13 protein-coding genes are annotated in these 12,543 nt (G+C 45.5%); 2 read left to right on the forward strand and 11 right to left on the reverse strand.

The genetic code is table 11. From position 1 onward, the window contains the following. The first annotated feature begins 648 nt into the window (after positions 1-648). Both JGK14_RS02550 and JGK14_RS02555 read left to right on the forward strand, forming a co-directional pair. Entirely contained in the window at positions 649-1,206 is a 558-nt protein-coding gene (locus tag JGK14_RS02550; RefSeq protein WP_293185050.1) for a response regulator, read from the forward strand. A 302-nt stretch (positions 1,207-1,508) separates the two neighbouring features. Further along, complete coding sequence (locus JGK14_RS02555; RefSeq protein ID WP_293185051.1) at positions 1,509-2,600, forward strand: bifunctional heptose 7-phosphate kinase/heptose 1-phosphate adenyltransferase; 1,092 nt, start codon at positions 1,509-1,511, stop codon at positions 2,598-2,600. A gap of 271 nt (positions 2,601-2,871) precedes the next feature. Here the strand turns inward: JGK14_RS02555 and JGK14_RS02560 are convergent, their stop codons facing one another. The 11 genes from JGK14_RS02560 to JGK14_RS02610 form a co-directional block, all read right to left on the reverse strand. After that, a complete protein-coding gene (locus tag JGK14_RS02560) occupies positions 2,872-4,740 on the reverse strand; it encodes a CapA family protein (RefSeq protein ID WP_293217218.1) in 1,869 nt (622 codons plus the stop codon). 221 nt (positions 4,741-4,961) lie between these two features. Then, positions 4,962-5,411, reverse strand: coding sequence for a hypothetical protein (locus JGK14_RS02565; protein ID WP_293217215.1), 450 nt, complete (start codon positions 5,409-5,411; stop codon positions 4,962-4,964). After that, positions 5,408-5,602, reverse strand: a complete 195-nt coding sequence (locus tag JGK14_RS02570; RefSeq protein ID WP_293185055.1) for a hypothetical protein — start codon at positions 5,600-5,602, stop codon at positions 5,408-5,410. The genes JGK14_RS02565 and JGK14_RS02570 overlap by 4 nt, the downstream gene beginning before the upstream one ends. Before the next feature lie 2 nt (positions 5,603-5,604). After that, positions 5,605-5,826, reverse strand: a complete 222-nt coding sequence (locus tag JGK14_RS02575) for a hypothetical protein (RefSeq protein ID WP_293185057.1) — start codon at positions 5,824-5,826, stop codon at positions 5,605-5,607. Further along, positions 5,823-6,185 (reverse strand): hypothetical protein, encoded by a 363-nt coding sequence (locus JGK14_RS02580; RefSeq protein WP_293185059.1) that lies wholly within the window; start codon positions 6,183-6,185, stop codon positions 5,823-5,825. The genes JGK14_RS02575 and JGK14_RS02580 overlap by 4 nt, the downstream gene beginning before the upstream one ends. Before the next feature lie 109 nt (positions 6,186-6,294). Continuing rightward, positions 6,295-6,888 carry a hypothetical protein gene (locus JGK14_RS02585; RefSeq protein ID WP_293217212.1) on the reverse strand — a complete coding sequence of 198 codons (594 nt, stop codon included), beginning with the start codon at positions 6,886-6,888 and terminating at the stop codon, positions 6,295-6,297. A gap of 47 nt (positions 6,889-6,935) precedes the next feature. Continuing rightward, on the reverse strand, positions 6,936-7,253 hold the full coding sequence (locus JGK14_RS02590) for a hypothetical protein (protein WP_293190394.1): 318 nt from the start codon (positions 7,251-7,253) through the stop codon (positions 6,936-6,938). Between the two features lie 179 nt (positions 7,254-7,432). Next, positions 7,433-8,956 carry a hypothetical protein gene (locus tag JGK14_RS02595; RefSeq protein WP_325314729.1) on the reverse strand — a complete coding sequence of 508 codons (1,524 nt, stop codon included), beginning with the start codon at positions 8,954-8,956 and terminating at the stop codon, positions 7,433-7,435. Beyond that, positions 8,949-11,048, reverse strand: coding sequence for a hypothetical protein (locus JGK14_RS02600; RefSeq protein ID WP_293327859.1), 2,100 nt, complete (start codon positions 11,046-11,048; stop codon positions 8,949-8,951). Before JGK14_RS02600 ends, JGK14_RS02595 begins: the two co-directional genes overlap by 8 nt. After that, positions 11,041-11,868, reverse strand: a complete 828-nt coding sequence (locus tag JGK14_RS02605) for a hypothetical protein (protein ID WP_293212547.1) — start codon at positions 11,866-11,868, stop codon at positions 11,041-11,043. The genes JGK14_RS02600 and JGK14_RS02605 overlap by 8 nt, the downstream gene beginning before the upstream one ends. Then, on the reverse strand, positions 11,865-12,410 hold the full coding sequence (locus JGK14_RS02610) for a hypothetical protein (RefSeq protein WP_325314730.1): 546 nt from the start codon (positions 12,408-12,410) through the stop codon (positions 11,865-11,867). Before JGK14_RS02610 ends, JGK14_RS02605 begins: the two co-directional genes overlap by 4 nt. Positions 12,411-12,543: the final 133 nt, after the last annotated feature.

Consider the following 12,543-nt stretch of genomic DNA (forward strand, 5'->3'; position numbering starts at 1 on the left):
CTAAACAAGTAGGCGTATCAACTTGCTGAACCATTCCTAGAACGGTGAAATTCCAGGCAGTAAGACACCCTCAGCATTTTAGACTGGGAAAGACTTGCAGCACAGCCAAGCAACGCAGGATGGGGAACGTACCGAACTGGCTTCGTGTTGAAAAGTGCGAACGAAAGCATAAAGCAAAAAAGTAGACGTAATGCTCATGGCGATCGTGGCGAAAGTCAGTGAGGTTGAACGTGTAGCGGCGATTTGACAGCGCCTTTAAGAACAATCGCCAGGCTGTTTCTTAAGAATCTCCGTTCCACTATAGTCGGAGAGTGTCAAAATCTAGAGGCAAGTAAGTAAATCTGTCTGCGTAACGAACTATCCTAGTACGGAGAAATTCCGGCCACTTAGTAAACGCATTGGGGCGTTAAACAAAAAGAGCAAGTAACAGCAGGATGGGAAGCGTACCGAACTGGCCAAAGTGATAGACCGAGAAAGCATTTGAAAAGGATAACGTAAGCGCGATTGCAGCATCGAAAGATAGTTGTTTTTAGCCAAAGCGAGGCACCTTGACAATGCCTTTGAAATTGGTTTCCGATCTATTCAAAAAATCTCAGTGGCTCTCAATGGCCCTGAGACCCTCAACACTCATTACTGAAGGAGTCAGTCGTGGCTGGTCAAAAAATCTTGGTAATCGATGACAGTAAAGTCATCCGCGTTCGAGTTCGAGAGATGTTACCTCAAGGTAACTTTGAAGTTCTAGAAGCAAAAGACGGCGAAGAAGGACTCAAACTGATCCGTGAAGCCCGACCGAATCTAATTATGTTAGATTTCCTACTGCCCAAAGTCAGTGGTTGGGAAGTGTATCAAAAAGTGCAAGCCCATCCGGTGCTTTGCAAGATACCTTTGGTGATCATGTCGGGGCGCGAAGAAGAGGTGATGGAGAAAATTCCAAAACCCTTCGAGAAGCATTTCTTTGCATTCATCGCTAAACCTTTTGAGAAAAAGCAGCTAACCGAGGCGATCAAATCGGCGATGGTACTGGCTAAAAAGAAACCAGTACCAGAAGCCCCTGCCGCCGCCACTGCTGTACCGAGTTCTGGAGCCGGTGCTGCCGAAATTCAGGTGATGACTAAGCAAATGGCGAAAATGCAAGCGGAAATTGATGCACTCAAAAAACAAATGACTCAGGTGATTACGATCATCAAGCAGATGAAATCGAAATAATTCTGCGGTCTTTTACAGGTACTCGTGCAGAAGACACTCATGTAGAAGGAAACTTCTACACGGTGAAACTTTCTCACTTTATTTCAATGGGTTCCTTCTCTCCGCAGTTTTTTGCTAAATTTGTCGATCGCGCGCGATAGCCAACCGCCTGCAACCGATTTCTCACAATCTCAGTGGGAAAATCAATTAAAAGTTAAAAATCAAACCAGGGAGGAAATCAATTATTAATCTTTATTAAGATTTTTTAATTGCCGCTCGTGCCACGCTCAACTATCAACTCCTCAGTCTCATTTTTTTGGTTAATGACTAACGACTATTCCGATTTTTTGCCTCAACTGCGTGCCTCAACTGAGCAATTGTTGAAAAGATTAGACTGCTTCGATCGAGCCCAGGTATTAGCGATCGGAGATTTGACCTTGGACGAGTTTCTTACCGGACAAGTAGAGCGAATTTCCCGCGAAGCACCTGTGTTGATTTTGCGCTACGAGAATACTCGGCAATTACCCGGAGGTGGCGCAAATGCTGTCTACAATTTAGCCAAACTGGGAGGCAAAGTAAAAGTTGCTGGTTTGGTAGGAAAAGACGACCAGGGAAAGGCTTTGTGCGGTATTTTTGAGGCGGCGGGAATTGATACGGCTGGGATTTTAATCGATTCGCAGCGTCCAACCGTTACCAAAACTCGCATTTCCGGGCACGCGCGGCAGTCGGTGACTCAACAAATTGTCCGAGTCGATCGCAAATCTGACGAGTTGCCGGATTTAGACTTGCAATTGCAATTAGCAGACTACATCCGGCAGCAAATTCCGACAGTCGATGCCGTGGTTTGTTCTGACTACGGCGACGGAGTTTTGACTCGTTTGGCGATCGAATCGGCAGTGGTTCCCGGCAAAACAATTGTAGACGCTCAAACAAATTTGCAGCGATATTCTGGAGCGATGCTGTTTACTCCGAACTTACCGGAAGCCGAGCAAGCAGTCGGATATGCTATCAAAAACCCTGAAACTTTAATGCAAGCAGGACGCGATTTATTGAACTTAACTCAAGCTCAAAAAATCCTGATTACTCGCGGCGAAGAAGGGATGAGTTTGTTTGAAAGGGTGAAGGTTGAACCAATCAAAAATTCACCCCCTCCAACATCCACTTGTGAAAACGGGGAATTTGCCATTCAAAGCTGGGATATTCCCCCTTTTAACAAGACTGATGTCTTCGATGTAACTGGTGCTGGAGATACAGTCGTAGCAGCAATGACTTTAGCTTTGTGCGTCGGTGCATCCGGTTGGGAAGCAGCAGTTTTGGGCAATTTGGCCGCTAGCATTGTCGTGCGTCAATTCGGTACGGCGACGACGACAGCACAGGAAATGAAAGAAGCTTTGAAAGCAATGGTTTATGAGTAGTTATTAGTTATTGGTTATTGGTTATTGGTTATTAGTTATTAGTTATTAGTAATTGGTAATTGGTGATTGGTAATTAGTCATTTTGTAGGGTGCGTCGCTGTGAATTTTTTGATAGAACAGCAGAGATTTGTGAAGGATCCGCACCTGAATATTATGTGGTGCGGATCCATGAGATTGTCTATCTTCTTTGGGAATTTGTGAAGGATCCGCACCCTACTCACTAATTCCCAATGACCTGTTTGGCCAATGCCCAATTCCCAATTTCCAATAATTACTTACTCTTCTTCAAAATTTGTCCCTTGTCATCAATCATCAAACCAGTATTAGGGAAATCGTTCTTTGTCAAACGGCGAATCAACCCCACAGTCGTAAAATCTTCATCCACAGAGGGAATACCTTGCCTGTCAAGTTCGATGGGGATAATCTTACCAGAAACAAAATCCCCTTTTGGAGTCATTTTTACATCCAAAATCAGAGATTGACCCAGTGCTCCGGCTGTGGACAAAGTGCGATAACCCATGAAATTGCCCAGGGAATACGCGATCAATTTCCCTTTATAAAGTTCCAAAGCTCTTGTAACGTGGGGGCCGTGTCCCAAAATCAAATCTGCTCCCGCATCAATCATCGTCCGCGAAAACAACACCATATTTCCCCGGTTTTCTCCGTAAAAGAACTCATTTCTATTGTTCACATTCTGAGCTCCGGTTCCTTCAGCTCCAGCATGAACTGAGATGACTACAATATCAGCCTTTTGCCTCGCTTTTTTGACAACTTCTGCCCCCGCTTTCAGTTCCAGCAAGGAATTGTGAACTTCGCCGTAGTTGCTGAAACCGATAAAAGCAACATTGACGCCCTTGACATTTTGATAAACAATTTGATCTCTTTTGCCAACAGCCTTCATGCCGTTGCTGTCGATGTTTTTGATCGTGTCCTTAAATCCCTGCTCGTTAAAATCGTAGGAGTGATTGTTGGCAATATTCAAGATGTCAAAACCAACATCTTTGAAGATTTTGGCATAACTCGGAGGCGTCCTAAAGGCAAACAGCATTCCTCCGCCGCCTCCTTTGGAACTGTAAGGATAATCGGTCATCGTGCTTTCAAAATTGCCAAACAGAATATCGGCTCCTTGTAGGTAGGATTTTACCGATTCAAATAAGCGCTCCTTATTTTCCGGGAGTTTATTGTAGGGGAAATTGGTGCCGGGGATCATGTCGCCAACTGCTTTGATGCTGACAGTTGCGGGCAAATTTGCAGGTATTTTTGCTGCCTGGGATGGTGATTGCGATGCGGGTTTGGCGGCGGATGCTGACGCTGGGATAGATTCCTTGCGGGATGGCTTTGCCGCGCCTACTTTTTGTACCGCAGGCTTTGAGATGACATGGTTAATTGTAGCGGTGCTTGAGGATTTATTGAATTGAGAACCGAGTACAAAGCCTGCTATCGGTACGAAAATCAGGCTGAGAGTACCGACTGACAGCCAAGATTTTTTAGTTTTACGACGGGCTAAATCTGGTAGCGGTGATGGCTGTTGTTGGCGTTGGTTTGTGGCTTTGGGAGTTGGGATTGTATCTGGCGGCTGTGATGGCTTTTGTTGGCGTTGGTTTGTGGTTTTGGGAGTTGGGATTCTATAGGATTTGCGGGGGGATTTTTCTGGTATTTGAATGGGTGGGGTTGTGATATTTTGAGGTGTTTCTATTTTGGGCAAAATTACAGGAATTGGGGCAGTGGGTACACTGGCGACAGCTACAGGAATTTTGACAGGGGCTACACTCACTGGTGCGGTTACGGTTACGGGTGTGGCTACACTCACTGGTGCGGCTGCGGTTGCGGGTGCACAAGAGGAGCGTTGTTTTAATTCTACCGTCTGAGTCCAAGCGGGCAATTGCTCGCCTTCGCGCCGCCCGTACACTGTTAATCCGTAAATGTTATTTGGTTGCAGTCGCTGCAACCCTTTGATTGCGACTCGGAGACAGGCTTCTTCTGCGGGCAATTGTTCTGCTTCCAGCAGGAGGTGCAGGGTTTTATTTTCCAAGCTGCCTTTAGCCGTGACGCCGAAGGTTTGGAGTGCTTGGCCGATCAGAAATGCGATCGCCCTGGCATCGCCTTCTTTTGCTAAATTTAAGATATCTTGTTGGCTCACAAATGCCTCTACTCTCACACGAGAAATTTAGCTCGATCTTATATCAGATTTGCGAAACACGATTAAATGCCGATCGACTGAACTTAACTAACTAGGTACAAATAAACATACTGAAAACATTCGGTGTCGCAGCCCGAAATACACTCAAAAACCAGATTTCTCCTTGCCGCTACAAATCCCCCTTGTCCGAGTACCCGTTAAGATGAATCCCCAGTAATGACTTACGCGTAGACCACCTTCAACGGAATCTGTTTTATCCCCGATCGCCCGATCGCTTCCATCCTCTGACAAAACTTCTCCCATCCAGATCGATTTCTCAGCACAATGCACCCAGCAGAGCCGGGAACGTTGGCATCGAAATGGATTCCTAACTCTGATCGAGTTCGCCCGCCGGGAGAGACAACCGGATCGGGGGTGATGTGGAAAAACAGCCCCTCTATGCCGCGGGTGTCCGACCAATAAGGCCTTGTAGGAATTTCATAATCGAATCCTTGCGGTATCGGCCCCTTGCCACGCTCCCATTCGTCCCCAGGCTGTTGCCAGCCCGCGCAGCCGGAAGTTGCAAGGTAGTCGATCGGCTTTCCGTCGGGATAAATCAGTTGCAAGTTCCCGTCCAAAAGCTCAGTGGCAGGTTTTAACTGCATTGTAAAAATCAGCTTGTGTGGTGTCATTTGCTTTGAATTTCTATAATGCGATCGCGCAGTGCACCAATCAAATAGTCTGTTTCGCCGATCGTCTCTGTAAATCCTTGTTTTCCCTGCAAATAACCTTTGTCCTCGGACAATTTAGCTATCGCATCAACCAACTCTATTAAAGTTGGATCTGGAACTGCGAGTAAAGCTCTGGCAGTAATTCTTGGCATTCTTAACGCTCTCTCAATCCAGAATTTCCTGCAATCCACTGCTCAACACTATCCAGTCTTTTTTCGTGAAATTCTAGAGTTTTCTCTATTTCTGTCTGATGCTTAGCAACAGCAACCGCCCCTTTTTGGATTTCCGTTAGAGACTTCCAGACTAAGACCATCAACCCAAGAATGCAGCTTACTACAGCCAAATCAATCGTTAGTAAAGTAGAAGTAAAATTCATGGGCTATTGTAAATTTCAAGGGTTAACTGAATTTGCTTGTGCCACGGCGCAGGCTCAAACTTGATCCGATATTCCCCAGTGAGTTCAGGAAGTGAAATTAGCGTAGTTCTATTTAGAGGCACTTGCCAGCGTGACCCTTCAAAGTCAACCTGAGCACTACCATTATTCAATACTTGAGTTAAAGTTCCTCCCAGCCACCAGCGGGGCTTTGCCACCGAAGAACTGGCATAAGCCCTAATGATGTGCTGAGAAAAAGATCCCGGAATCAAAATCCTGCCAATACCTTGTTCTAGCCCTACCGCAGCAGAATGCGTACCGCTGTAAATAACTTCCCAATTAGACTGGTTGTCAAGACTCATTTACTAATCAATTAGAAATTCCTCGACCCCTTTGAAATCGTCTTTGTACCATTCTAATTGCTCGGGCGGTACGTACATATCGCCGTACCGCCATACAAATACTTGTTAGTTAGGGTGTAGTTTTAGGTTTTTTCTTCCGGCTTTTTGTTGTAGTTGCAATAGTTACTTGTTCGGTTTCTGTGGTAGCAACATCTGGATTTGCTGAGGCTGCTGCAACAGTTGCAGAGGCAATAGGATAAGTCCTTCCGCCTTTAATTGAGAAAAAAGGCTCAATTTCTCCAGCCCCTACCGTTGCAGTAGTTGCAATTTTGGTAGCGGGAATCAGTTCGCCCAAAACATCAGCTATTTCGGCAACTGTCAAAAATGAGGGAAACGTAAAAGATAATTTTCGTTTACTTCCCTTAGTTGTTTTCAAGCCAGTGGTTAAAGAAACTTTTCTTGCGTTAGGACGGCCAAAAGCTAGGTAAACCGCTTTACTTGCTGGAACTGTTACTTCCCCCGTGCTTCCGTCTGCTTTGATATAGCTTCTTGTGTAACCTGCTCTGTCTGTCACATCTTCGGGGCTCGGAGTGTAACTTCTGCTTTTGATGTCAAGAAAATTTGCTACGCGGGGAATGCAACTGCAAGTTGTCCGAAAGTCGTCAGTACCTGTTCCGTCAGCGCCACTTCTGCGATATTTAACTAGAAAGCTATGTCTTGCCATTGATTATTTTTTTAGTTGTTGATTTGATTTATTTGCCAATAGTTACTTTACCCGTTTGAAGGAATAGAACCATCAAGATCGATCACTACCAGCGAAGTGATTGAAGCAGTTCTTCGGAAAAACAAATGATTGTTTTTGCTGGTTTCTACAGCCCCATTAATTGCTGCCGGATAACCGAGAATTTTCTGCCCCACTTCTTGACTTTCATTCTTGAGTGCAGCCGCAGTTGAACACGCATGCAGCGATTTCATGAAAAATTCACACATCGTAAATTCTTCTGGAAGATTTCCGATTTGTTCCCACCAGGCTTTTAAAGTTTCATCTTCAATGGCTGCAATCATTTCCGCAAGAGTAATGTCGTTCATGTTTTTTGAGAAATTTCAGTTATTTGCTGGGTTATTTTCATTGTAATTATTTGCGTTAATCTGTCAATGCCTAAAACCCTTGTGGCTTGTGGCTTCCAGCTACAAAACATTTTGTACAACCCTAGGGTTGTACAAAATGTTTTATAAATGAATAGCGGTTATTGTAAATTTTTATTGAGCTACCCTAGAACGGGTAAATTGATGGGTTCATTTTCAGGCCACAAATCCATCTCGATCCTCTGCTCGTCCCAGACGCGATCGGACAAATCTTCCCGACCTTGCAAGTCGTCAGAGCGTCGCCGCCACACCAAAACGGCTTTTGACGGGTAAACGATGTAAGGCTGTTCCCTGCGTCGGGCGGTTGGACTTGTGTAGCCCGAGTCGCGAACGCCATTCGGTACAATTTCGGCAGTGGAAAGCGCCAACAACTCTTCGATTTTGTTCAAGCCCTCATTTTCGGTATTGGCGTAAACCTGCATCTGGCGGCCGTTGTTGAGTTGCGCCGTCACCAATTTTTGCCCGCTAGTGTACAGCTTGGCAGCTAGCTTAATTTTGTCCCAAGTCAAGTCGCGCTTAACGTCGGGAATTGTCACCTGTCGCTTGCGAGCTCGTTTGCCGTCCGGCATTACCCAGGGCGGCTGCTGCTTTTCTTTGAATTCAATAATTAGATAGCGTTCTTGAAAGTTCGGCCGCACGTAGTCGTCAACAGGAGTTCCATTGATGAGAACTCCCACGTCACGATTGCCCAGCATTTGGTGAGTTGCTAAGACGTTGACCACAGTCGGCCTCATCACGGCTTCAGGGCCAGACAAGACAATGCGTTCGTCGGGAACCGATCTATCTGGAGTAATTTCTATGGTGCGATCGACACCAAGCACCGAATTGTTTGCCACTTTTTGCATTGCCAGCCAAGCATCAATGCCGCCCGCGACGGCATAGCCGGCTTCTATACAGGCCTCCGTTCCTTCTTCCCAAGCTTCCTCAACAAAATTCCTCAAAAAAGTATTGGGGATAGATTCAATTGCATTTTCAATAGCACTTGCGATCGTCCAACTTTCCCCCGTTCCCCATTTATCTATTTTTTCGCTTCCAAAAAAGCCTCTAAGAGCAATTCCCAGGGGGTTTGCTGGATTCTTTAATGCAGCCCTAACGTTTTTGTAGAGCCACAAGAATGAAGCTTGCACCCCCATCCTAAAGCCAGCCTGAATTACCTCACTAGCGGCATCAAGTAGCTCATCTAAAGCTTGCTCGCCAACTTCTTTTAGCAAGTGAGTTGCCAGCGCTTCGTTGAAAGTCATAATGGCCGCAGCCGGAACTAGACCGCATCCTATCCAGCCGATCGCCCGCCCTACCGCACTGCCCAAGAGGCCACCGAAAGCATCCCACAAACCCTCAATTTGTTTGTCGATACTTTCGTCGCTAATATTCCAATTGAAATTGGCAATAAATTGAACGCCGCCGACAATCCAACTCCACAGCTTAGTCCAGCTAAATGAAATTAATTGAACAACTCCAGAGACCAAAAAACCGACGAATCGCGTTGCGCCGTCCCAAATAGTTTCTAAAAATCCTTTGTCTTGAGAAGTAGTCGTAGCGCTTGCTGACCAAGAGCGAATAATATTGCCACCAGTCGAAGATTCCCGCATTTTTCGACTAGCCAAATCGCGCAGAACTAAACCAATCTTTTTTATTGCATCAGCCATTTGCTTTCCCTGCCTGACCTATATTGTCGCCAATCTGTCTGATGCGCGGTCTGCGCTCTCTGGATCGACCGTAGGGGGTTTGCGCGTCTTCGATTCCTGTCTCAAAGCCAAATCCATCCTCTACCTGATCGAGGAAATCTTCCCAATCTTTAGAATGCTTGGGTTTACTCGGATCGTCCTCCTTTGCTAAAGGATTTTCTAGCTTGTCACTTAAGTCAGCGCTACCTTTAATTGATTCCAAAATTTGTGATTTGATATCTTTTTTAGGATCGACTTGCCGCCAATGTACCGCTCTAGTAATTGCTGCTGCCTGCAATAAATCTAATAAAATATCTCGCTGAGTTTCTTTGTTTGTGTACTCAATACCTTTGACGTGGATTATGCTTTCTTTGATGAGTTCATCAATTGACTCGGCTTTTGGGGTAAACGTTGATGGCATTTCAATGTCCGATTCATCATAAGGGAAGTTCATGTATTTTGCGATTGCCATGCTTGCCAAGTAGGCTTTGATTGCTTCCTGTCGCCCCATTCCAGATTCACAAAGATTGCGGGTTGACATGGCAACCAGGGCTGCTACGTTGGCTTGCAGGCTTAGTAGTTGCCCTTCCATTTCGGCTATCGACTCTGCCAAGTTCGGGAATTTAATCTGTTTGCCTTGGTCACCTTCTTTTGTCAAATCGGTATCTTTTACGTCGATTTGAATTTGCCACTGACCCCAGCGTTCGTCATCCCGCTGGAACATCCACATCAAGAGGTCGGCAAAATCTTCGATTTTTTCTTGAACTGGTTCTGTTGCTGGCTGGCCTTTTTCAACTTCTTGAATAATTGTGCTGGGAAGCTCACCGGGAAATTTGTTAACTCCCAATCTTTTGTGAATTTGGCGCAGCAGTTTGATGGAATCGCGACAGCATTCGTCCATTTCTTTTCTGGGTGGTGGGTTGGGGGGAGAGTTGGGAATAGGTGGCGGTAAAGCTTCCCGACATTTGACTAACTTTACTTCGGTTTTTGATATTAATTCGTAATCTTCAAACTTCCAAGTATACCCCTCCGCGCCATTCGGATAATCGTATTGATTGGGTGCATAGATAGTTTTCACAAAATAAATCCCAGGGACTACAGACGGAACGAAAGGATTAGCTATTGTTACGCATCGTCGGTAATATGTCTCTCTAATTAGACTGACAAGCCCAAAAGGAAACAAATATTTAGCCTCTGACAATATTTGTATTTGAGTAATTTTATTTGCATTAAAATACGCCGGGTCACTACCTGCTGAGCTAAATACAATGACCCCGGGATAGGTTATCATTCTATCAATATTTGCTTGAGTAACGTTTGCACAAATGGATGGTTCCGTACTTGGTGAAACAAAAGGTGGTTTTAATTTTCCAGTTTGAGGCGGTACAATTTGATAGTTTCTCGTGCCGTCGCCTTCGTCGTACCAATACCGGCCATCAGCCGAAATAGTTGTAGTTCGGACATAGTACAGACCGGGTTGAACAGAAGAGTTTGGAGACGAGGGAATTGATGGCTGCCAATCCGAAGGCATTTTGTTGTTAGTTGGTGTTGGTGTTGGTGTTGGTGTTGGTGTTGGTGTTGGTTCCTTCTTATCGGGAAACTCGAATCCAAGTTCAAAACTAATTGGACTAAAGGGAATTTGCAGCGAAATTCCGACCCCTACGCCTTCAGAAGACTTAGAAATATTGATTCCAATTCCAACTACCTCACCACCAATACTTCCGCCCTTTACTTGCCCCGTACTTGTATTAATTGTGACTCCCCCGCTCACACCCAAAACCCCGCCCGGAACCTCTGCGCCGGCACCTATTGAAATTGAGCTTTTTGAAGGATCTTCATAGTCGGGATTGCCACTGATATCTAGGCGAATTGGGCTGACATCAACACTGACTCCACCAGTCACGGAAACCCCCCCAATATTTGCTACCTCGCGGGTGACTCCAATTCCTCCGGTACTTACAGAGGTTTGGCTTTTCTCCCCCATATTGACGCCGCTATCCTTCCCGAGGTCGATCGCGCTTGACCCCGAAGTCGAACTCGGCGACAGACTGGATTTGGAGCTAACCCTAGACATAGCTCGCCTCTATTCCTGAAATGCGAGATGGACTGCCTTCGGCGATCGCCCAAAGTTCCCCTGTCAACGTTTCCTCGGTTAGATTGCCACCACCGTTAGCTGCTAGGTAGATTCCTGAACCTACCGCGACGCTCGAATTGCCAGCAATCCAAATATCAGCATTCCCCGTATTTGTGGCATAGAAAATCGCCCTGTTTGCATTAGCCAACCTAAACCTAGTAGGGGCTGTTGAGGGGATATTAATTCCGTAAGGAATCGCAGTGCCGACAATCTTATTTACTGGTTTGGCTATTAAATCGACGTTGAACCTAAAGTCACCTTCTAAATTAATATAATCGCCCGCTCCTAATACACCAGAGCCGTAATTGATTATTGAAATTCCCAATCTGTCATCAGGGCTAAGTAGTTTGAGTTGGTTAATAGTTAGATATGGAATCACGAATGGAATTGCGGTTTCTCGACCTTTATTTTGCAACCTAGCTGTTGATAAGGTTGACCAGGCTCCCGTGCCTTTGCGGGCATGAAAGCGCAATCCAATAAAGGGATAATCTTTTTCTATTTTCAGCATTTCGGCTATTTTTTCTGCCGAATTCATCTCAGGATACAGCTCGGGAAAAGGAGCTTGAATTAAAGAAGGAAGATAAATAGCGCCACTGAGTGTTTCTAAATAGAAACTTTTTTCGATATAGTAACTAGACTCTAATGCTGCGTATCCGGCAAAAGTTTCAGAGCAGTTGAGAATTTCAATAATATTAGCGCCGTCAGCGCTGGTGATTGAGCGCCGGAAAGTTCTCGTCCCGCTAAGTGAATTATCGCTCACAGCAACCAGTCCTTTCCTTCGATTACAGAACCACCACCGGGCAACTGTAAAATTTCCACAGGAAAATCTATATCGGCGCTAAACGTAGAATTAGTACCGCCTGAAGAGGCTAGTACAAGCTGACACCGACGGAGGTTACTGGCGTTATTTGGATTTTTAACAGGGTCTAACTCTAATAGCTTCAAATCTACTATTCCCTGCATGACTGCCTGAGACAAGTTCGGCGCCGTGCTGCTGCCACCAGTTCCGCTGGTGAAGGTGGAACCTGTCAAGTAATGGGTTGCTGTTGCGGCAAACTGCCCCGTGACAGCAGCAGCAGCCTGAATATTTAACACCAGCGATACGGTTGCTATTTTTGTGGACAAGTTAACGCTAATTGTGACGGAATCAGTGCGACCGGCAATTTTGGTTAAATTGTTTTCCTCTTGTTCTAGCCTCGCCAGCAGTCCGTAAACATACCGCTCTTTACTGGCGGGCCCAGTGGGGGCAGATTGAGAAACGCCAGTTACTGTGGCACCGGCACCGGCTGTATGTACTGCCATTTTTTGGAAAACATAAATATGCTTCTAGTTTATTAACTTTTTGACACTTGATTGGACTTGAACTTTTTCTTAAGAAGTTGCTCTTTTAGATAAAAGAGCAACTTCTTAATATTTTGCGATCGCCTACCAACAA

This window comes from Microcoleus sp. PH2017_28_MFU_U_A (assembly GCF_020738035.1).
Lineage (GTDB): Bacteria > Cyanobacteriota > Cyanobacteriia > Cyanobacteriales > Microcoleaceae > Microcoleus.